This window comes from Cohnella cholangitidis (assembly GCF_014107495.1).
GTDB lineage: Bacteria > Bacillota > Bacilli > Paenibacillales > Paenibacillaceae > Cohnella > Cohnella cholangitidis.
In genome coordinates this window covers 338680-360993 of sequence record NZ_CP041969.1, presented here as the reverse complement: position 1 = coordinate 360993, position 22314 = coordinate 338680, and the positions used below count along the sequence as shown (strand labels likewise).

At 37.2% G+C, this 22314-nt stretch carries 26 protein-coding genes and 2 pseudogenes; all 28 read left to right on the top strand.

Annotated features, from left to right (window positions below; genetic code table 11):
- Positions 1-147 precede the first annotated feature (147 nt).
- The 28 genes and pseudogenes from FPL14_RS01815 to FPL14_RS01690 all read left to right on the top strand — a co-directional run bounded on the left by FPL14_RS01815 (position 148) and on the right by FPL14_RS01690 (position 21738).
- The gene (locus FPL14_RS01815; RefSeq protein ID WP_182301412.1) at positions 148-900 is read left to right on the top strand and encodes a PD-(D/E)XK nuclease domain-containing protein; all 753 of its coding nucleotides are present in this window, start codon (positions 148-150) and stop codon (positions 898-900) included.
- 243 nt (positions 901-1143) lie between these two features.
- Positions 1144-1815: a hypothetical protein gene (locus FPL14_RS01810; protein ID WP_182301411.1), complete on the top strand. Its 672-nt coding sequence runs from the start codon at positions 1144-1146 to the stop codon at positions 1813-1815.
- Positions 1816-1999: 184 nt separating this feature from the next.
- Positions 2000-2878, top strand: a complete 879-nt coding sequence (locus tag FPL14_RS01805) for a YwqG family protein (protein ID WP_182301410.1) — start codon at positions 2000-2002, stop codon at positions 2876-2878.
- 265 nt (positions 2879-3143) lie between these two features.
- Positions 3144-3899, top strand: coding sequence for a hypothetical protein (locus FPL14_RS01800; protein WP_182301409.1), 756 nt, complete (start codon positions 3144-3146; stop codon positions 3897-3899).
- A 181-nt stretch (positions 3900-4080) separates the two neighbouring features.
- On the top strand, positions 4081-4563 hold the full coding sequence (locus FPL14_RS01795) for a hypothetical protein (RefSeq protein WP_182301408.1): 483 nt from the start codon (positions 4081-4083) through the stop codon (positions 4561-4563).
- Positions 4564-4814: 251 nt separating this feature from the next.
- A pseudogene (locus FPL14_RS29525) lies at positions 4815-5111 on the top strand (glyoxalase superfamily protein).
- Positions 5112-5376: 265 nt separating this feature from the next.
- Positions 5377-5925 carry a restriction endonuclease gene (locus FPL14_RS01790; protein ID WP_182301407.1) on the top strand — a complete coding sequence of 183 codons (549 nt, stop codon included), beginning with the start codon at positions 5377-5379 and terminating at the stop codon, positions 5923-5925.
- Between the two features lie 362 nt (positions 5926-6287).
- Positions 6288-7160 (top strand): imm11 family protein, encoded by an 873-nt coding sequence (locus tag FPL14_RS01785; protein ID WP_182301406.1) that lies wholly within the window; start codon positions 6288-6290, stop codon positions 7158-7160.
- A 1062-nt stretch (positions 7161-8222) separates the two neighbouring features.
- Entirely contained in the window at positions 8223-8600 is a 378-nt protein-coding gene (locus FPL14_RS01780; protein ID WP_182301404.1) for a hypothetical protein, read from the top strand.
- Positions 8601-8782: 182 nt separating this feature from the next.
- Positions 8783-9778 carry a YwqG family protein gene (locus FPL14_RS01775; RefSeq protein WP_182301402.1) on the top strand — a complete coding sequence of 332 codons (996 nt, stop codon included), beginning with the start codon at positions 8783-8785 and terminating at the stop codon, positions 9776-9778.
- 223 nt (positions 9779-10001) lie between these two features.
- Complete coding sequence (locus FPL14_RS01770) at positions 10002-10493, top strand: DUF4365 domain-containing protein (RefSeq protein ID WP_182301401.1); 492 nt, start codon at positions 10002-10004, stop codon at positions 10491-10493.
- A 556-nt stretch (positions 10494-11049) separates the two neighbouring features.
- Complete coding sequence (locus FPL14_RS01765; RefSeq protein WP_182301399.1) at positions 11050-11604, top strand: hypothetical protein; 555 nt, start codon at positions 11050-11052, stop codon at positions 11602-11604.
- 444 nt (positions 11605-12048) lie between these two features.
- Positions 12049-12534 (top strand): hypothetical protein, encoded by a 486-nt coding sequence (locus tag FPL14_RS01760; protein ID WP_182301398.1) that lies wholly within the window; start codon positions 12049-12051, stop codon positions 12532-12534.
- Between the two features lie 253 nt (positions 12535-12787).
- Positions 12788-13294 carry a DUF6933 domain-containing protein gene (locus FPL14_RS01755; protein WP_182301397.1) on the top strand — a complete coding sequence of 169 codons (507 nt, stop codon included), beginning with the start codon at positions 12788-12790 and terminating at the stop codon, positions 13292-13294.
- A gap of 110 nt (positions 13295-13404) precedes the next feature.
- Entirely contained in the window at positions 13405-14202 is a 798-nt protein-coding gene (locus FPL14_RS01750; protein ID WP_229263745.1) for a hypothetical protein, read from the top strand.
- A 188-nt stretch (positions 14203-14390) separates the two neighbouring features.
- Positions 14391-14894 carry a DinB family protein gene (locus FPL14_RS01745; RefSeq protein ID WP_182301396.1) on the top strand — a complete coding sequence of 168 codons (504 nt, stop codon included), beginning with the start codon at positions 14391-14393 and terminating at the stop codon, positions 14892-14894.
- Between the two features lie 216 nt (positions 14895-15110).
- A complete protein-coding gene (locus tag FPL14_RS01740; RefSeq protein WP_182301395.1) occupies positions 15111-15428 on the top strand; it encodes a hypothetical protein in 318 nt (105 codons plus the stop codon).
- Positions 15389-15760 (top strand): hypothetical protein, encoded by a 372-nt coding sequence (locus FPL14_RS01735; RefSeq protein WP_182301394.1) that lies wholly within the window; start codon positions 15389-15391, stop codon positions 15758-15760. The genes FPL14_RS01740 and FPL14_RS01735 overlap by 40 nt, the downstream gene beginning before the upstream one ends.
- A 517-nt stretch (positions 15761-16277) precedes the next feature.
- The gene (locus FPL14_RS01730; protein WP_182301393.1) at positions 16278-16493 is read left to right on the top strand and encodes an MDR/zinc-dependent alcohol dehydrogenase-like family protein; all 216 of its coding nucleotides are present in this window, start codon (positions 16278-16280) and stop codon (positions 16491-16493) included.
- 194 nt (positions 16494-16687) lie between these two features.
- Positions 16688-17122 (top strand): DUF6326 family protein, encoded by a 435-nt coding sequence (locus tag FPL14_RS01725; protein WP_182301392.1) that lies wholly within the window; start codon positions 16688-16690, stop codon positions 17120-17122.
- Between the two features lie 167 nt (positions 17123-17289).
- Positions 17290-17569 (top strand): annotated as a pseudogene (locus tag FPL14_RS29710) (IS5/IS1182 family transposase); the annotation flags it as partial.
- A gap of 175 nt (positions 17570-17744) precedes the next feature.
- The gene (locus tag FPL14_RS01720; protein ID WP_182303805.1) at positions 17745-18095 is read left to right on the top strand and encodes a VOC family protein; all 351 of its coding nucleotides are present in this window, start codon (positions 17745-17747) and stop codon (positions 18093-18095) included.
- Between the two features lie 144 nt (positions 18096-18239).
- The gene (locus tag FPL14_RS01715) at positions 18240-18605 is read left to right on the top strand and encodes a hypothetical protein (protein WP_182301391.1); all 366 of its coding nucleotides are present in this window, start codon (positions 18240-18242) and stop codon (positions 18603-18605) included.
- Between the two features lie 57 nt (positions 18606-18662).
- Positions 18663-18989 (top strand): transposase, encoded by a 327-nt coding sequence (locus tag FPL14_RS01710; protein WP_182299820.1) that lies wholly within the window; start codon positions 18663-18665, stop codon positions 18987-18989.
- A 29-nt stretch (positions 18990-19018) separates the two neighbouring features.
- A complete protein-coding gene (locus tag FPL14_RS30675; protein ID WP_182301390.1) occupies positions 19019-19909 on the top strand; it encodes an IS3 family transposase in 891 nt (296 codons plus the stop codon).
- 157 nt (positions 19910-20066) lie between these two features.
- A complete protein-coding gene (locus FPL14_RS01700; protein WP_182301389.1) occupies positions 20067-20333 on the top strand; it encodes a hypothetical protein in 267 nt (88 codons plus the stop codon).
- Between the two features lie 174 nt (positions 20334-20507).
- Positions 20508-20954 (top strand): hypothetical protein, encoded by a 447-nt coding sequence (locus tag FPL14_RS01695; protein ID WP_182301388.1) that lies wholly within the window; start codon positions 20508-20510, stop codon positions 20952-20954.
- Between the two features lie 148 nt (positions 20955-21102).
- Positions 21103-21738, top strand: a complete 636-nt coding sequence (locus FPL14_RS01690) for a histidine phosphatase family protein (protein ID WP_182301387.1) — start codon at positions 21103-21105, stop codon at positions 21736-21738.
- The last annotated feature ends 576 nt before the right edge of the window (positions 21739-22314 follow it).

The window sequence follows — 22314 nt, the reverse complement described above, 5'->3', positions numbered from 1 at the left end:
TTGTAGAAATGTGTCACTGTCCCATAAGGGAATGAAAGGAAATTAAAGATTAGTATGGAATAAGTGAAGTGAAGGGGAACCGACGTCGTGAATACAAGTACGTTATCAGAAGTCCCGGCAAAACAATTAAAACAATAGGTGATATTTATGAGTAATTTGACAATTACAGAAGTAAAAGAAATAAAAACTCTTATTCTACAAGCAAAAGGACTTGAAAAAACGATTGATGACATCTTAAGTAGAGATGGTATGGAAGCTAACAAATATACCTCTTTTAAGAGCATGGCGCACACTTACAATGATTTAGCGAATAGGGCTGGCTCGGTTATGAAGATCGGAAGTTTTTATAAAATGAATACTGAAGATATGAGAGGATGGGCAGATACACTTTGGCCTACAGCAAAGAGTATTCTAGAAACTGTTCTAATAAGCACGCGTATCCTAATATCTTCATTAGAAAGTAATATTGATTTTGTGGAAGTAGAGATAGATAACATTGAAAGTTTCATTAGATCCAAACTTCGAAGCGCGCTTTACAGAGCCCCAGAAAAAGAAAAGGAAGTTCAAAATGCAATTGAGAATTTGTTTCTAGGAAAAGGATTTAACAAAGCGATTGACTATGATAGAGAAACAGGGAAATTTAATTACTCAGGTAGGGAATACATACCAGACTTTATCCTACCTAAACTTAGAATGTGTATAGAGGTAAAGTTATTAAAAGATAGTTCCAAGAAGTCCAAAATAATTGAAGAGATCAATGCTGATTTAACCGCATATTTGAAAGAATATGAAAACGTCCTTTTTGTTGTTTATGATATTGGTGTTATAAGAGATGAATTAGAATTCTGTAGAGATATTGAAAACAATGAAGGGATCAAAGTAATAATAGTAAAACATTAAATTTAATGTAGTTCCTTGAAGGCCGGGACAATTGATAACTCCATATTCACGCTTCGGGCCATTCGGCTCTTAATCCGGCAGAAGTTGAAGCGGATTCGATTGGAGCAATTCAGGAATTCAGGGAAGCAGAATCAGCCGGATACATCCAACTCCCTAACCGCATCGTGGCCGGTCCTTCGGACCTTAAGTGAGTTGGACGTCGTGAATACAAGAACGTTATACGAAATTGATGGAGGACATAACATGATAAGCAAGATTCTCTATTTCTATAGAAAAGAATTGGGTAATTACAAGCTTGTATTTAGTAAGATTAAATATTGGTGGTTCAGCTTTATATTGTTTTCACTAGTAGAATGGGTTGGATTTATGTATTTACTAGAATATACAGGGAATATTATGTATCTATTCATTGTCTTTATCTTATATATTTTTCAAATTCTTATTATTAATAACAAAGCCAAAGCAATAGTAAAGAAGAACTTTAATATACCCCAAGATGAATTTATGTGGGGTGGATCTAGTTACAATAAGTTTAAAGAAGATAGGTTTAAAGTATACCTAGTTAATGAACTAAGTATTAATAAACTAGATAAATTTAAACAACTACATGAAATAATTAATAAGGAAATTGATAAAACAAAACTAAATATATTTTTTATCCCAGGTGTCTTCATAACGTTATTTCTACCTTTATGGAACCAGTATATTACTTTGATTTTCAAGTCTTCTGCAACGCTAGTTGAGGCATCAAAGTATTTCGTGACAGCACTATTTGTAATAATTATGGTTACATTGGTAGTATCTGTTGGTAGGATGCTAAATAACGATTTGATCTCATTTAGAAGATCAAAATTGAAAGAAATAGAAACATTACTTGAAGGAATAATACTAGAACACAATGATTGTAACTCATAGATGCCTTCAACTTCGTATAACACCATATTCACGCTTCGGGCCATTCGGCCCTCGGTCCGGCCGGAGTTAGAAGCGAATTAGAAGAGGCATATCAGTAGTATCGAAGCATAATCAGCCGGACATATCCGCACCACCCAATCGCATCCCGGCTAGTCGCTTCGCTCGTTTAGGGTGGTGGGACCTCGTGAATACAAGAACGTTATATGAAATACACAGAAATACGAAATGGAGAGAGGCATCGATGTCTGAAGCGAATTCAATCTATGTAAGTCCAGCAACTTTGGACGATATTAAACAATTGATAAATGAATCGGGTTTGGGACCTTATTGGGATGTATTAAAACCGTATTTTGAACCAGGTGTCTTTTTGACTCCAGAACTGGTTGATGAAGACACTATTTCAATTGGCAGGAGCAAGATAGGAGGTAAGCCTGATGTTCCGTCATGTTTTACGTGGCCATATTGGAGAGACACACCAATGTCTTTTATAGCACAAATTAACTTAAATGAACTTCCAATGACTTCTATTAATCCAAACTATCCTGGAGAGGGGTTATTATACTTTTTTTATGTTTACGATAGTGACATTTGGTATGAGGACGATTTTGAATATGATCAATACTCAAATGGAAGAGTCTTTTATGTCTCCAACATATCAATTTTAGAAAGGGCAAACCCACCTGAAGAATTAAGGGATGATCAAGTATTTCAGAGTTGCAACGTTTCATTCAATATAGAATTAACAATCCCTGATTCAGATTACATAATTGAAAACAAATTATTGAACGATGATGAAGAAGCAATAAAACAGTACTGGTCTCAATTTAAGCCAACATTTAGAGATAAACATAGTTTAGGCATAGGATTTAGATTTCTAGGTCATATGGATGCATTACAATTTGGTGGGTATGCAGAAAGTGAAACCCTTCTTTTCCAAGCAGACTCATATGATGAGATAGGGATGGAATGGGATTTATCTGGACTACTTTACTTTTTTATTGAAAAGAAAGATTTTTCAAATTTATTTTTTGAGAAAGTAATGACAAGTAGAGTTGGCACTTGAATAAAAGTAAGAAGGTTGTTGTATCTCAATGAACTGTGTACGTCGTATAACACCATATTCACGCATCGGGGCGTACGCCCCTCTGTCCGGACAGGAGTTTGAGTAGAATCGAAGTTGCAATTAGAAGTAGCTGGGAAGCGGAATCAGACGGACACAACCAACTCCCTAACCGCATCGCGGCCACCCTGCGGGCTTAAGGGAGTTGGACGTCGTGAATACACGAACGTTATAGGAAATTGACGATAGAATAAGGAGAATGACTAAATTGTATTCTCAGAGCAATAATAAAAAATACATAGCATTTCTTGATATTTTGGGATTTAAATCAATTGTTGAAAATAATACACATGAAAGACTAACGCAAATTTATAATGATTTTTCAACAAGATTATCTAATCAAGAGAAGTTTTTTGAATCAATCGGTGAAATGTTTATATCAGAGACGGATTCACCAAAACAGGTCCATTCGGTTATTATCTCAGATAGTATAATAATATGGACAGCTACAGATACACCTGAAAACTTTTGTATGCTTGTTATGGCTGTTCAGTTTTTAGTGATTTCTTCATTTGAAGAAGGCATACCACTCAGAGGAACTATCAATAGAGGTGATCTGACGATTTATAACTCAGATAAGGGAATTCAGGTTTTTGGAAAAGCTTTAACTGAAGCATATAGTTTTGAGAGTATTATTCAACTATCTGGTTGCGTTGTCACAGATAGTTGCATGCGATACGTTTTTGAAAGATGTGGAAATAATATTCTATTAAATATAATGTTGAAAAACAATTCTTTGTTCGAGTATTCTGTACCTAAAAAAAGCGGAAAAGTAAAAAATCACTACATTGTAAATTGGGTTACTTCTGTGACTAAAGAGGAAAAGATTCTAGCCAGCTTTAGCCAACATGATAAAACTACTGATGATTGGTCAATTCAACTAAAAATAAATAATACCATTGAATTTATGCGTTATGTTGTAAATCAAAAAAAGGTAATTAAGGGATTTAATAATAAAACTTGATGAGCATTCCAATAAAGTCGTCTTCACACGGCGGGCCTTACGACCCTTGGTTGTCAGATGTATAATCAATGAAATAAATAGCTCAGACAACACACGACCTGGCCTAAGATAGGAGCTATCTAAGGCCGGGTCGCGTCGTGAATGCGGGAACGTTATGTGAAATGACCAAATGAGGTGAAAGATGAGAAAACTAAAGATCGTTAGTGCAATATTTTTAGCAGCACTAATTCTAAGTTTTTTAGCTTACAAGATACTAGATTATGAATTAAATGATGAGTTAAAACCTAGCAAAGTTGCAGAACAACTTCTTAAGGAAAACTTGGCTGAACTTCCTCCTTCTACTAGTGGACTTCAAGTTGCCGGTGGTTCTTTTATGTATCCTAATATATTTATTAAATTTCATGCAGATAAAGAAGAAATTAAGGCGTATGTAATAAACTCTAAAGCTCTGAAGAATCTTAACCTCAATCAGACAGTAAGTATATCGAATCAAGATCAGATGAATCATTTTCAAAGAAATAAATTGTATGAATGGTATGACCCATTCGTTATCAATGACGGGAAGATATATATGTCTTCATTCAATAGAGAAACAAATCACTTTACTAAACTAGTCATAGATAACATAAGAGATACAGTTTATATAGAGTTGTCGGGGAAGTAGGTCACTTCACATAACACCATATTCACGCATTGGGCCATTCGGCCCTCGGTCTGGCTGTAGCTCGATGTATTTCGAAGAGGCTTTTCAGATTACGAAGAAGCTTAATCAGCCGGACACATCCGCACTGACTAAGCGCATCGCACCCGGCGACATTCGTCGCCTTAAGTCGGTGGGACTTCGTGAATACAAGAACGTTAGATGAAATCGTCGAAAATCGCAAATAAACAAGAACTCATTTGGAGGTAAGACAGATGAAGCTTTATGAGATAGTTCTTATTCTTCGAATGTTTGATATTAATAAGGCAAGAGAGTTTTATATAGACTACTTAGAATTTACTGTGGATTGGGAACACCGATTTGAGTCTGATCTACCGCTATATATTCAAATATCAAAAAATGATTTAAAGATACATTTAAGTGAACATTAGGGTGATTGCAGTCCAGGAGCTGCGATCAGAATTGAGGTAACTGGAGTTAAAGAGCTTCAAAGAAACCTAATTAACAAGCAATACAATTATTCAAAGCCCGGATTGGAAAGCACTCCATGAGGGAGTGAAGAATGTTGTGTAATAGAAGAGTCTCGAGGAAGTCGACGACATCATCTAACACCATATTCACTCATCGGGCATTCGCTCTCGGTCCGGCAGAGGTAAGAAGTGGGTTCGGTGAGGCATTTCAGTTTCGGTGAAGCGGGAGCAGCCGGACACATCCGCACCACCTAACCTCATCGCGGCCGCCCTTCGGGCTTAAGGTGGCGGGACGTCGTGAATACAGGAACGTTAGACGAAATTCCTCAAAGAAAGGACCAATAACATGAATGCATTTCCTCCAACAATTCTCTATCCGAACGCAATTATTTCTCCGGAACAATTTGAATTAATAGTTATGAATAAATTTAAGGAATCATTTACCAATGTGGAGATTACTCATCGTGAGAACATTAAGGGCATGGATGGAGAGTTTAATATTGATTTAGCAGTTAGATTTCAAGAGTTAGGAGTTAACTTTTTAGTTTTAGTTGAATGTAAACATCACAAGAATCCAATAAAGAGGGATTATATTCAAATCCTCAATGATAGAGTTAAATCTATAGGAGCTCAAAAAGGAATTTTAGTAGCCTCAAGTTCTTTTCAATTAGGAGCGCTTGAATACGCTAGTAAACATAATATTGGATTAATCAAACTAATAAATGAAGAATTTATATATGAAAGAAGAAGCACAGAGTTATTAAATATCATTCCGGATGAAACAAGTTTGTCAGGAAGTATTGTAATGCATTGGATAAAGCCATTAAGCAATTCAAATCTTTCAACAAGCCTAATTAAAGACTTTAAGGAATTGATTAGTGATTCAATGGAGTGAGGCACTTCGTCTAACACCATGTTCACGCTTCGGGCCATACGGCCCTCGGTCCGGCAATAGTTAGATGTTTTTCGAAGAAGTAATTGGCAGTAATGGGGTATATGAATCAGCCGGACACATCCGGTAGGATTTCAAAGTATGACATACTTCACCTAACACACCATATTTACGCTTCGGGCATTCGCCCTCGGTCCGGCACGAAGTTAGAAGTGAAGTCGATGAGGCATTTCAGTGTTCGGGGATGCAGATGCAGCCGGACACATCGATCCCCCCTAAGATAGGAGCTATCTAAGGGGGATCGACGTCGTGAATACAAGAACGTTATCTGAAAGTGATGAAACTAACTTGTTGGAGGTTCTTCAATGAAGATTTGGTGGTTAGATTATCATCCTGATTACGATAATTTAGAGTTTAATAATAATGAGGATTTTGAAGCTTTTGAATCTTTACTTTTTGGAATACCCTTAATTGAGAAATGGATTCCACCTAAAATGAAATATATTGCAAAGGGACGATCCTCTGATTTTTTATACCAGAAAGATGGTGTTTTATTTGTAACTGAGAAAGTTAAAGCATTATTTGAAACAACTATGCTAACCGAACTCTTTGAATTTTTACCTGTAATAACTACTGATGGAGAATACTATATATTAAATGTGTTGAATGTGTTGAATGTCTTGGATTGTGTTGATCAAGATAGAAGCAAAGAAGATCGATTGTCCTCAGGAAGATTAATAGGCTATCAAGAGATAGAATTTATTGTTGATGCAGTAAAGAATCATGATATATTCCGGATTGAGAATAAAGAGAGTAATACTATTCTAAAAGAAATTTATGTATCAGAAAAAATTAGAAATGTAATCACTAATTCAGAATTGAAAGGATATCAACTAGTTGATATATGGGATTCTGATATTACTCAATCAGAGATTGAAATTAAACTAAATGTTATGGGTGAACTTATAAATGCATCGTTACATAAAACTTTTAATTTTGATAAAGCGCTTAAAATACTAAAAACAAATAATATCAATGTATATAGTGGAAGATCTGCTATTAAGTTAAATGAAGATGGAGACTTAATGATTGGATTATTACAATTGGATGGTAATTATATTTGGATTACAGCGTATTCAATACCCCCAACATTTCTTTATGCAGAATGGGGAATAAAAGATAAGATTAAGGCACAGAGTTTTTTAAGTAGACTTAAGGAAGTCATCACCTTTAGTTAACACCATATTCACGCATCGGGCTAATCGGCCCTCGTTCCGGTAGAGGTTTTTCCAGGAAGCGGAATCAGCTGGACACATCGAACTCCCTAGTCGCATCGCGGTCGCCCTAAGGGCTTAAAGGAGCTGGACGTCGTGAATACACGAATGTTATCTGAAAGGGACGAAATGATAGGGTGGGGGGATCGCTTTGAAGTTATCATTAAATCACCAAGAATTTGTTTTCCGGGAAGTCGATCTCGTTTTCTTTGACAGTGTTTTTACTGATGTATTTTCTATGAAGAATAATAAAACTCTAAGTGAGACGATTAAGCATAAGAGATACTTGAAATTTAAGAATGTTATCGAAACTAAATACTCAGAATACTTGGACTATGAATTGGGGACATTTCTCATACAGCTCAAACAGAATAATAATGGATATTACAATAACTTTCTAAATAAATACGGTGATTCCACATACTCGATCTTCAAGATCGAGGATGCAAAAGCTAAAGTAAGCATGGGACTGTATTTATATTCTGTGGGGAATGATCTCAAATACATTGGTAGGTGCAGAGACTCATTCGGCAAGAGAATTAATCAAGGGTATGGAAAGATCCATCCTAAGAATTGTTATATTGATGGACAGTCTACTAATTGCCATTTAAATTCCCTAATCACTCAGAACAGAGAAAGAATTAGATTCTTTATTTTGGAACTAAGTAATGAAACCCAAATAATGAAACTAGAGGAGGAGCTAATTAGACTATACAAACCAGAATGGAATATCAGTCTAAAGGCAATTTGAAGGTATTTCGAAGAAGTCGTCCCCATCAGATAACAATATGTTCACACTTCGGGGGCTAAAGCCCCCTCGGTCCCGGAAGATAAGATGGGGAAGTGATTGCCGGAACACATTCGCACAACCCAACCGGATCGCGGCCGGACCTAAAGTTCCTTAGGGTGGTGGGACGTAGTGAACACAAAAACGTTATCGGAAATCAGCGAATATATTAGAGTGAGCTTTATCAAGGTGTTCAAAAAGAGAATTTAATAAATATATCAAACATAGGTGTAATCTTAATGAAGAAAAAAACAAGAGAAATTTCTATTGATGGTAAAAAATATACATATGTTATTAATCAAAAGTATATTCAAAATAAAAGCCATATTACCTTAAAGATATCATTAAAGGATTTGAGAAATAGTGCGTGTATTTATAGATTTATCACATGGGAAGATGCAATTGCTGGAAGTCCTCTTATAGTAGGCGTTGCGATAAGGAAAAGAGATACTGATGGGATCGTAAATTTTAATTTACATCATCCTAAACAGATTTATAGATTCATTGTTTTCGCGTTAGATAATGGGTGGAATGGAGAAAGTGTTATGGAGTTTGATGGACTTGATATTATGAGTAAATTAGGGTTTGAAGTTTTGTGGCTTAAGCCCAATCTTTAAAAAATAATAATTAAACTATTGATTGTGGGTATTTCGAGAGGTAGCTGACATCCGATAACACCATATTCACGTATCAGGGCTTTCCCCTCGGTCCAAGCCGGATCTGAAGCAGATTCGCCTGGACACATCCAACTCCCTAACCGCATCGCAGCCGCCCTTTGGACTTCAGGGAGTTGGACGTCGTGAGTACAAGAACGTTAGGTGAAATTGCTGTATGGGACAATAACAAAACAAATACTAGGAGAAGCAAATTGAAGAATATACTATTCTTTCTGTTTATATTAATTTTGGTTCTATCTGGATGCGGTAAGAAATACGCGATTAATAATGATGATGAAGAGGTGAGTCCAATAATGGATGCGAAAGTAGAAATTTTGTCTATGTTTCATAAAGCAGGACTTGAAGATTATTCAGAAACATTTCAAAGAATGATCAAGCCATCTATCCGTTTAATAACGGAAAGAGAGTCGGAGGAAAAATTAGCAATTGGTCAAACTAAATTAGGGGGCCAACCAGATTTGCCTGCAAATATGGAATGGCCGTATTGGGAAGAGTACCCGATGTCATTTATTGCGCAGATCAATTTGCAAGAAATGCCTAACATTCAGACAGATGACGATAATCTTCTAACTAAAGGAATCATTTATTTCTTTTATACAACTTATCCCGAAGCGATGTATGAAGATGGCAGTTTTGAGAATAACCCTAAGACTTCAAAAGTTTTATTTTACGACGGAGAAATAAATAATCTAATAAGAACTCAACCACCTAAAAAACTATCGAAAGAATTGCAGTTTTTTAGTGCGAGAGTTACACCTCGACTTGAATGGAGTGTTCCCGAGTCGGATTCTTTTGAGATAAATGAAGTGCTAGGGTTGTCTTGGGGTGATGAAGATTACGATAAGTACTGGGAAGTATTTAAAGAAAATTTCTCGAAAGAATATATAGAGGGCTATACTTCGGAATTCCATGTAGGAATGAATAGACTTTATGGATATCATGATTCTGTTCAGGGTGAATATAAGGGCGAGGGTTGGAGGCTCCTTCTTCAAATAGATTCAGAAGACAGTACTAACATGGAATGGGATGATACTGGAAGACTTTACTTTTGGATTAAAGATTATGACTTGAAGACTTTACATTTTGATGGCGTAACCACTATACGTGAAGGTAGCTAGCGATCACGGAAGGAAATTAGAGTAGATTCAAGAAGTCACCAACTTCACCTAACAACTTGTTGGCAGCAGCAGGGAAGAGGAATCAGCCGGACACATCCAACTCCCTAACCTCGTCGTGGCCGGTCCTACGGACCTTAAGGGAATTGGACGTCGTGAATACGAGGAACTTTATAGGAAATCAGCGGAAACCATTAAATACTACAAACCTAGGAGCCATCTTACAATGCCTAATATGGATTGGTCAGTTTTGAATCACTTACAAATTGGTAAATATGCAGAATACTTTGCAAAGATGGAGTTTACCTCATATGGGTTTGAAGTGTTTACTTCAGAAGTAGATGACAGAGGTATAGATTTTATTGTGAAGGATAGAAGGGGTCAATTCTGTGAGATTCAAGTGAAGGCGCTGAGAGGTTACGGATATGTGTTTGCTCAAAAGAGCAAATTCAATATTAATAACGATAATCTCTATATGACTTTATTAGTATTTAGAGAAGGACAAATGCCTGATTTATTTTTGATACCTTCTAATGTATGGAGATTACCGAATAATATATTCGTTGATCGTAACTATGATAAACCTGATCTAAAGAGCAATCCCGAGTATGGAATAAATATATCAAAGAAAAATTATGATTTCTTATACCAATATGAATTTAAAAAGTCAATTTTGTTGAATATGAAGTATTCCTTCGAAGCCACTGACATCCTATAGCACCATATTCACGCTTCGGGCCATTCGACCCTCGGCCGGACCGGACCGGAGTTGAAGAGGATTTCGACTGGAGTATCGCAGATACAGGAAAGCGGAATCAACCGGACACTTCGGTCTTCCTTAGATAGGAGTTATCCAAGAAGATCCGCGTCGTGAATACAAGAACGTTAACTGAAATCTCTGAGTGCTGAAGAGTATTGCAAAGACCATACAAACTCAATAAATTAAATAGTCGCGTGCGAATCAAAGGATTTGAAATCCTCATGGCGCTGCGGCTTTTTGTGTTGGTGACTGAAATTATTATTAAGGAGAATTGAAGAGCAGAATTAGAAAGACTGGGTTATAATACCATTTAAGAGCGTGTTTAAAGGAATATTTGAAGAGCATTAATAAAGAGCGTCATAAGAGCACAATAAATGATCAAATAATAAGGAATTACCTTAATCTTCTTCTGAATCCTTCATTGCATAAATTCAACATCTAATTCGCGATTATCATGGATTCAATTGCGATTAGTGAAATCATATGAATCAAAAAAAAGTAGGAGGTAAAGGTCATGTCTACTCGAGCATGGAAAGTTATTCTTGCACTTTCGGTCGTTATAAATTTAACGCTGGCATACTTTTTATTGTCTACATATCAAGAGAATATTGCTATCAAGAAAAGGGTAGTTCAAGAATTTGCTTCCCAACAAGGACAAGTGTTATCCGAGCTAGAAAGGGCACTAAATAATAAAGAGAATAAAGAAGAATTTATCAAAGCACTGATTTCAGCGGATCGAATTATCTATCATAACTATCAGTTAACAGGAGAGACTCCTTTGGGTGTAAACTTCGACTTTCCTGTAAACCTGAATACAATCAATACTCCATATCAATCTAGAGCTGTAACTTATGCATTAATTGAGCGCACAATGGATAGAGACAGTGAGGTTTGGATTCAAGCCTTAGAGGAGTACACCTCATATATTTCGCAAATTGTTGATGTACTTGACTATCAAAATAAGTTAGAAGGAAAAAGCTTAGGAATTCAATATCAAGTGCTTGAGGAAGTTAGTGATTTAATTACTGAATTCAATCTAAAGAACTCTAATGGAACGAAGGTCGAATAATTAAACTGTTGGTGTTTATTCAATTTCGGGAAGTTAGAAAGGACATTATTTAGAGAGTATTTCACAGAAGCTCAAGGGATCGCATACACGCAATAGCTTGAAGGGCGGTTAAAGTTCATGAGAACCAAGTTCTATCGAGCGATGTCTGAATTGCTCTACAGTTTTCAAAATTCCCACTCTATCTGATATGGCATATGGTGAATTTATTGCAAGAAGTTTACGAGGCAGAGGCAGTAAGTATTTATATTTAATACTTTTTGATAGTGCAGAATGGAATCAAATAGAACAGTATTTAAATAAGAATGACAACCACGCAATTATTCAAAAGATTATTTCTGAATGCATAGATAACCGGTTGGCTCTTCGAGCCTTAAGGTGGTGGGATATAGTGAGTACAAGAACGTTATCAGAAACCGGTATAAAGACCATAAAAAAGGAGACAAAATGAAACACATAAAAAAAATAATTATTCCTTCTATATTAATAAATTTAATCATGGTTACTTACATCGTCATGAAGACAAACCACTTAAAAAGCTCATATTCCAATCTATCTTTTGAACTACAAAATGATTTGGTCCAATTAGAAAGCTCAATTGACTATCAAATAAAGAATAATTGGAATGAAGAGAATACTGTAATTGAAAAGATTGAAGATGTAAGAGAAAGCATAAATTACTTAATGGTGACAGGCAAAGATTTGGGGATAATGTCAAAGTCTCAAGAAAATGACTTATGGAAGCTTAATAATATCTTTTCGAAATTTCCAACATATTCAGGATTTCCAAACTCAAAGCTCGACCAAAATAATATAAATGAATTGATTCTTTTAGGAAATAACTTAAAGTCAGCTGGATGGGGAATGAATATAGGATATAGTAGTGACTGGAAGAGCTTTACAACAAAAATAAACGCATTAAATAACATGTGAGATATTTCAATGAAGATGTCGACATCCGATGACACCATATTCACGCTTCGAGGCGTTCGCCCCTCGGTCTGGTCGGAGTTTGATGAGGGTTCGGAGAAGCAAATGACAGTAGCGAGGAAGTAGAATCAGCCGGACACATCCTCACCACCTAACCGCATCGCGGCTATCCCTTTGGGGCTTAAGTGGTGGGACGTCGTGAATACAAGAACGTTATGTGAAATAAACTTAAAACTTGAGAAAGAAGGGCAAATCAATGGCGAGTATTGCATGTACAAAGAAACTAATTGATCTTGCTGGATTTCCAATGTCGCCACTTTCGGAATTTGGATACAGACCATTACATAGCTGGCATGCGAATATATTTAAGATTGGACGGAAGAATTGTTTAATAATCATGAATGACTTAACAAGATATCAATTAGTTCTCTATGGAATAAAGAAGGAGCATTTTAAGGACTTCGGAGCAACACTTCGAAGTAATTTTGAAATCATATTAAAGGCGGACAAATTCGATGAGCGAGAAATCGCTGTCGTTATATCTGAAATGGAAAAACTCACATACACTAAAACACACAACAAAAGCATACTTGGATCAGTTAATGATCAGATTCTTATGACCGAACATTGGATTCAAAAATATCTACCAACTGATGATTTGAACATAGTAGATTTAAATATTGAACTTAACGATTCCGTGATTCTAAAACTCGAGGAAGGCTATTCAAGATTGGCTATGAAAAATGCTTTGAAAGTTAATTAGTGGGAAGTCAATTTCAAATAACCCCATATTCACGCTTCGGAGCATTCACCTCTCGGTCCGGACAGAAGTATACGGCCATTCACTTCGCTCCTTAAAAGTGGAGGGACGTCTTGAATACAAAACGTTATAAGAATTTAATTAGGGGGGGAAGAGATTTGAGGGCTACTCAGGATGTGCTTAGCATTTGGAAGAAGTTTGATGATTTTCCCATGGAAACAATAACGAAAGCCTGGTATTCCCAATTAACTTCGGGTTATAAACAACGTACAGTTGAACAAATGAAATCACATAGGGAGCAGTATGGCACATCAGGAAATTGTTTTGATTTAGCAATTTGGTTAATTGATGAATTTAGACAGGAAAAATTTCATAGTTATGCAATACTAACTCCTGAATCCCACGTTGCTGTGGTTGCGTTAAACGATAAGGGTAACAGGTACTTATGTGATTTAGGTGATCAATGGATTGAACCCATATTAATTGAACAAAATCATGATAATTATACGGAAGAATTTTTAGATAACTTCTTTCCAGGTGCAAAAGTAAAATTAGAATCATCGGAGAATAGCCTTTTTGTGACATACAAAAGACCGAATGGAAAAGTAAGCAAACAAAGGTATATCTTAAACCCTATATCGGATGAGAGATTAATCGCTGAAGGTGAGAAAACTCAACGAACTTTATGGACTCCACTTGTTGAAAGGAGAATTTTTACTGATAGTCAAGTAATCCATTGGGAGTTCGATAACTATATCAGTTTCTTTAGTTCAATAGATGGGAAGCAGATGGAGAGTAAACTTCAAACTATGGAAGAATGGGTTGAACGAATAAGTAATGCAAGCGGCATTAATAAGAAGATAGTTAGGGATGCTTTGATAGTGTATTCGAAGAAGTCCCCCGAAAATTAACATCATATAACACCATATTGACGCATCGGGGCATTTGCCCCTCGGTCCAGCAGGAGTAAAATGTGGATTCGGAGATGCATTGGCATTCGCAAGGAAGCAGAATCAGCCGGACACATCCGCACCACCTAACAGCATCGCGACCGGTTCTTTCGAAACCCGCAAACAATTAAAGATTGGGGGAGTTTTCTATGGAGCTTCAAGAAATCAATCGAAAATTAGAAGAAACCAGAATCGAATTACTCGGAATTCTTGATGGATTGAGTGAGGATCAAATAAACAAACAGAAAGACTTTGAAACTTGGAGTATTAGTCAGGTTTGTCAGCACCTCATTAAAACAGAAGAGTTATATATCGTAGCAATAAGGAAGGGATTAAAGAGCAAAGAAGATTCATTTATTGAAAATAAACCAGTAGAATTTCTAGTTGACAGAAGTAATAAGTTAGAAGCCCCTGACATTGCTAAACCAACTGATGAATTATTAGAAAATCAAGTGATCATTGAAAAACTAAACTATGCAAGACAGAAGTTACATGAACTTTTAAACACAGTAGAAGACCCTTCAGTGCTGAGTAGAAGACATTATCTACACCCAGTCTTTAAAGAGATGTTATTAATTGAATGGCTTAAATCCCTGTACTTACATGAACAAAGGCATATTAAACAAATAAAAGAAATTATAGATGGACCTTAGTAACGGTTGATGCATATTCGAAGAAGGCGGATATATCCTATAACACCATATCCACGTATCCGGCAGTTCGGCCCTCGGTCCGGCACAGAAGGTTCGGGAGGCGAAAGCAGCCGGACACGTAGATCTCCCTAAGATAGGAGCTATCTAAGGGAGATCTGCGTCGTGAATACAAGAACGTTAGGTGAAATAACCAAAAACGCGAAGGAGGTCAATTACATGAAGATTCTAATAATAAGTATTGTGGGAATCGTAGTATTTCTATTGTATCTCGCTCTCGATGATTCCTTAAAGACTAAAGGGAAATCTAGAAAATCATCTTATATTATCAGATCAGATAAAGGGATTGTCTCGATAATTAATAAATTAGATCAATTGGGTTATTACAAATATGTTGATCCTAAAAGCAAAAAGGAGATAAAGAAAAACTCAATTAATGCCGGTTATCTCTTTGGTTGGGAAGAATCCGGAAGAGATTTTACCTCAGATGCTGAAAATTGGCAGAAGGTGGAGTTGGTGAGTTCATTGAAGCTCTAAAACCATTTTTAGCAACCCAAAACGTTCAGATAACGGAAGTAAATGATGATCTAGTTAATATGGACTATAATGTTGAAATAAATGGGAAATCCTACAAGATATATAGTGGAGATGAATTGGACAAAGATATTTGGGAACTTAGTACAATAAGAGCTTTCGGAATAGTTAACAAACTTTTGGAGGAAGCATCATCAAATGAAAGGGTGTATATCCTATATGGTGGGAATGAACTAAGAGCAGTGTTTCTTACAAATGAAATGTTTAAAGCCATCATTGGGTCAAAATCCATACTTGATGAAGACAAACCAATAATAACTCCCGAATATTACTAAAGAGATGATTGCTTCAGCAAACACCATATTCGTGCATCGGGGCATTCGCCCTCGGTCAGGCAGATAGATTTCGGGGGTGTTGGAGCGGCCGGATATATCGATTCTCCTAACATAATAGCTATCTAAGGGGAATCGACGTCGTGAATACAAGATCGTTAGGCGAAACCCGACAATTAATATCCATGCGGGATCGTTGATTTAGCGGGCTTTCGAAATTCAGGATTATTTACTTTAGATGGCGCCACCATCTGTTTGGATTTTGCATGCTAAGTGTAACCATTAGCCACCATGTCTGACAGGGGTGGTTTTTTCATTTTGGAAGATGTTTACTTATTTATTTTTTTTAAGAAACCTACTTTAGTAGGTAGTGAGGCCTTACACAATTCGTTATGTTTAATCTATGTTGAGTGGAAGGAGAGTCAATGAAAGCAATTATATAAGAAATATGGACCTGCTAGTGTGTTAGAACTAGTTGAAGTGAAAAAGCCTATGCCTAAAGACGACGAGGTGCTTGTGCATGAAGGCAACATCCCTTAATGCTCCGGATTGGCGTCTTTTAAGGGGTAAACCGATGATGATGCGCTTAAGTTCAGGGATCTTTCGCCCTAAGCACATCATAAAGGGCACAGATGTCTCTGGGATTGTTTCTGAGATGGGCAAGGGTGTGACGCGGTTTAATAAAGTTAGCGATGATGCAGGGTTTGGTGCCTTTGCAGATTATGTCAGCGTCTAAGAAACACTACTGGTCCATAAACCAAAGCGCTTAAGTCACTTAGAAGCAGCGTCGCTACCTCTAACTTCCGTGACAGCCCTTCAAGGAGTAAGGGACCTCGGAAAGTTGCAAAAAGGGGAGCGGGTTCTTATGGTTATCGTAAAATGACGTGGAATATAGGGATTACAACTTTTAATTTATGAATGGAGATTAATATGAATACACAAAATAAAGCACAAAATGCACTGGAAGACATCAAAGTCAGTTCGAAACTGAAGATTGCTACGCTGTGGGCGAGTTTTATGTTTCTCTATATTTATGTTGATTATTTCGCCTTATATATGCCGGGCAAAATAGAAGGTATTCTGGTAGGAAAAATATTTATATTTGACATTTCATATGTCTTTCTATTGATAGCACTGATTTCGGTAACAATTCCAGCTCTTATGATTTTCCTTTCTGTTGCCCTGCCGGCAAAAGTAAGTCGCTGGGCAAATATCATTGTTGCCGCGGTGTATATCCCCTATACATTGTTTAATTTGACAGGAGAGGCTTGGGTGCACATGGTGTTTGGCGCTGTTGTAGAAGTCGCTCTTCTTTGTCTAATTATCTGGTATTCATGGAAATGGCCTTCTTCGTTGGCCAAATAGAAACAATAATAGCGGGACTAAGGGGCCACTGAAAAAGTTCAAAAGTACGAAAACATGCAGGCTGTCGAGATTGTTTCGGCAGTCTTTTTTAATTGTTCAAATGTTTAATGCGGCAATGCGTTAATGTAGAATAATGATAGTATATAATGGCGAAGGAGATGAAGATCATGTTCCAGCCTCAAATCTCATTTGCACACAGCCCTTACACGGCGCTATACGACCTCATCGTCCCTAAGGATAACATGCTGCGGCAGATCAACGAACTGGTGAACTTCTCCTTTACGACGAACTGAAAGCAAACTACTGCTGAGTTCACTTACAAAGTTCCGTAAGTTGCGGTTAAAGGGTCTGAAAATACTGGATTTGTTAATTGGTAAAACCGTCGAACTGGCGATCGGACAGGGCGTTCTAAAGAGCACCTCCATCATTGTAGACGCGATGCATACTTTAAAAGAGAATGCAAAAATTGGAATGACGGAGAATGAAATTAAAGATAAATTTACAAGAACGTTATGCGAAATTAGCGGAGCTTAAGATCAGAAGTCATTTTTTTTCTTTACATAAGAACAAACATTCGCTAATATCTATTTGGGTATCTATTCCATTTATGGAGGAAGCGATTATGGGGAGAGTAGTTTTATTTGACTTAAGTAGTCAAGATCCTGAACGTGCAGCAGCCTTTTATTCTTCAGTATTTGGATGGAGGATTGCAGAACCCAATTGGGGATACTATCCAGTGACGACAGGCGATGATAATAAACCGGGAATCCATGGTGGCATTTCTAAAGGGCCTAGCGATTTTCCTCATGGCACAAGAATACAAATTGAAGTAGATGACATTGAAGAGTCGATAAAGAAGTCGGTTGAATTAGGAGCTCAGATTGTAAGAGATAAGATGGAATTCGATACTTTTTATTTAGCGTATTTAGTTGACCCTGTAGGCAACGGAATCGGATTAATTCAGAATAAGTAAAGGGTTTGGGAAGGGGATCTGCAATGCAGATCTTTTTTTTCTTTGAGCAAAGGTGCATTAATATTGTCGCCTTAAGTCGATGGGACGTCGTAAATACAAGAACGTTATAGGAAATTCCGGCAATTCGAAAATGGAGGCCTAATTATGAAACAAATCTACTTAATTGTTTTTCTTTTACCAATAGTTATTTTGGTAAGTTGTTCAGAAAGCAAAGGAGTCAACGCGATAAATTCAGCTGCAGTGTCAAGTCCTTCGGTACACCCCACGGTAAAAGATTCAATACCTTCTTCGTCAACAGAAAGCAAAGTTGATTCTCCAACTGAGATGTCTGAGACTGAATTGCCTGCAACTGAAATGCCCGTTCCTGAAACGGTACCACCTGTATTTGGAAAAGTTGAGGAAGATAAGTATTATTCCATAAAGGTGAATAATACGCTTATTCAACTGAGAAATGACGAAAAGACAGTCCAAAGCCTCTTAGGGAAACCATTAAACTATTTAGCCCCCTAATCCCTTTGGACACTTTCTCCAACTCAAAGTAAACTTAAATGAGTGGGGGAAATGTTCGTGAAGAGACGTTTTCATTGTACGGAAGAGTTGAAGAAGGAGTATGTGGCGTTGGTGGTCTCCGGATATCGAACGGAGCATGTAGCTAGGGAACACGGGATGTCTCCATCAACTCTTCAGAGATGGGTACGCCAATATTGGGATGAGGTGCAGGCTGAGATGGTCAAAAAGAAACAGCAAGTAGATCAGATCACTAAAGATTCTCAAGACTTGCAAAAGAGATATGACCAAGCCATGAAGTTGCTTGGAGAGAAGGATTTGGAGATCGCCATTCTCCGAGACCTGGTAAAAAAAACGAATCCACAGTCGACACCCGACTCGAAGTAGCGCTACCCTGGATTGCTGCCGGTTACCCCGTGAAAACGGTGCTCCGTATTTGCAAGGTACCGCGCTCTACGTATTACTATCGCCTACAACATCCTACAATTACGCCAGCAACTCGTGGCGGCCGGCCCGTTCCGGGATACTCTTGGAACCACCGTGGAGAGAAGATTTCGGATGCGCGAATCAAAAGCTACATTCGCCATCTGCTCTCCCAAGAAGAAGAGTCTTGTTATGGCTACCGCAAGCTTACGTTGTGTCTTAGAAGGCAGTACAAGCTGCGTATCAACAAGAAGAAGGTTTACCGTCTTTGCAAGTTGCTAGGCGTCCTGCAGCCTCAAAGAGAGGTGAAGAACAGTGTGCCTCGCAAGGTAGCGAACAACCGCGTGGTGACTGGACCCAATCAGCTATGGCAAATGGACATTAAGTATGGGTATGTCACCGGCCTTCGTCGACATTTCTACTTAGCCAGCATTATAGACGTGTATGACCGCGGCATCGTCACACATTTCAGAGGCAAATCATGCGATACCAAGGCGATCCTGCAGATGGTCCAGAAAGCACTTCTGAAACGAAACGTGCATGTAAACGAGCATCGGCTCGTAATACGCACGGACAATGGTCCGCAGTTTTGTAGCCATGCTTTCCATGCATTTTCGAACGAAATGGGCTTTGAGCACGAACGCACGCCTAATCGCACACCCAACAAAAATGCATATATCGAATCGTTTCACAGTGTCTTAGAACGAGAATGTTACCAGAGAAATGTCTTTGAAACATACGAGCAAGCTTTTGCCGTTGTGGATCGATATATTCGTTTTTACAACGAAAGGCGGATCCATGGAAGTCTCCAAGATCTGTCCCCAGCGGAGTACCTTAGCAAGCATCTAAATGGACTCATTAAACCGCGAGAAATCGCGCTTTAATACGATAGAACCTGAAATTGGACGAGAGTGTCCAAACTTAGGGGGTTGAACCGTAAAAATAACTCCACCAAAACAATTAGGTGCAGGAGCAGATACCTTCAGTGAAATGTATAGTAAAACACTATACTATGAAGGCCTTTCATTAAGATTTCTGGGAATGACAGAAGATGATCTCTGGCTTGCTGAAATTGTTTTAACTAAAAATAAGTATGAAACATCCGAAGGAATAAAGGTCGGAGATACACTGAATGCCTTGATAAATGCTTATCCCAATATTAAATTTTCAGCTACAACGGTTATCGATGAAAAACCTAATTCAGAGGTTTATGAATTTTTTCAAGATTCCCTTGGATTCTTCGCAGAGTTTATTATTGATGAGAATGAGACAATAGAAGAAATACATATGTATTTTCTATTTGATTAATTAATCTTTGATTAATCAGGAAGGCCGGAACATCCTGAAATTGATGCGAATAGATGGGAGATGAAAAAGATGAAAGCAAAAGTAAAACAGATCGGTGGCTGGGTGTTGTGAATTACATGAACGGTATACGAAACCCGGCAAAACCTAAAATAAGATCATTTTGGTGGAGGGAATATGCGGAATTTAGTTCTTATTTTTTCTCTTATTTTGGTAATCGCAGGATGTTCAGCACAAAAAGAACAGCAAAAAAACAATTTAGAAAGTAGCATGAACGCTGTTTTTAATTACAAGTTGAATGAAATAGAAGACGTACATATAGATAAGGTCAGTCAATGGTTAGATAATGCAAGAAGAACTGGAGAGGAAGGACAGTACTTTACTTTTCAAGATAATACCGAAGATTACATATCTTCTTATGTATATCGAAAGGGCTATAGCAATTATGAGGTTTCATTTATTTATGACCCAAATGATACAAGTAGCAAAGGGAAGGTCCATGTAACCGGGATCAGTAAAAATCCAACTGATGATAAATTTATACAAATCAAAATGATAAACGACCTTTCAGTCCTGTTTATATTATCTGATGAAAGCTTGAAGAATAAATTGAAATTGAAGTAAAGGTTTGAAGTACGGGGAAACGCATAACACCATGTTCAAGCTTCGGCGATCCGGCTCTCGGTCCTGTTAGAAGTTAATTCAGAGAAGTAATTTGCAACAGTGGGAAGCGGAATCAGCCGGACACAAATATAATAAAAGAGGTACTACTATGAATGATACAACCACTATTTTCATAACAAGGCATGGGCAAACGGAATGGAATGTTCAAAAACGATTTCAGGGTCATAATGATTCTCCACTCACAGAACTTGGAGTTAAGCAAGCAATGTGGTTAGGCGAATCTCTTCAAGAACAAAAAATCGATCAAATTTACTCGAGCTCGAGCGAACGAGCAATTAGAACAGCAGAAGTAATTAAAGGTAGAAGAGGAATACCTATTGAAGTTTGTGAAGCATTTAGGGAGATAGATCTTGGGGTTTGGGAAGGGATTACTCAGGAAGAAGCAAAGAGTATGTTTGAACTTCAATTTCATAATTTCTGGAGCGATCCGGGAGCATTTCATGTGGAGAATAGCGAAACTTTTGGACAAGTTTCTGAGCGAGCAATAAACAAGTTAAATCATATCGTAAATGATAACTTTGGAAAGTCTATTCTAGTTGTAACTCATACTGTTGTTTTAAAGCTGATTATGGCTTATTTTGAACAACGTGACTTAAAGAATATCTGGAATCCTCCTTATATTTATCCAACTTGTTTGTGTAAGATCGAAGTTAAAAAAGATAATCATTCGATAGTTTTACATGGTGATATGAGTCATTATAAGGAAGAACTAATTGAGAGTTAATTGAAGAGGCATGTGCCTTCGCTTAACACCATTTTCACGCATTAGGGCATGAAAGAAATGAGGCGATTTATTGAAGTTCCGGTTCATACATTTTCTTACAATATGTTTGATATTATTTGTATTTACAGCTTGTAGGATAGAGACAGAAAAGCCGATTGAACCAAAGGAACTTGAAAAAATCAAATTAGAAATCATTGAAGAATACGAAAGAAACAATGAAATATTAATTAGCGAGTGTTATCTAGATATAAAGGGATATATAGATGAAGTTAAAGAATTAAATCAATTTACAATGACAAAAGGTACTCGATTCTAAACGAAGGTTCCGGACATTGCAAATTGATTTATAGAAGGAGGATACGATGAAGCGTTATTATATAATCCTTTTAGTATCCCTATTTTTAATTATTATTACTGTTTATCAGTTTTGGGTGATTCAACAGCCAAGAACCGGGCCAGTAGGAGATGGATCCATTTCTCGACTTGTATATATCCCCATAATTTCTGGGTTTCTTATCGGGTTGTCTTGGTTTATAAGAAGTATTTATTTAATTATTAAATCACACCGTAAGTAAC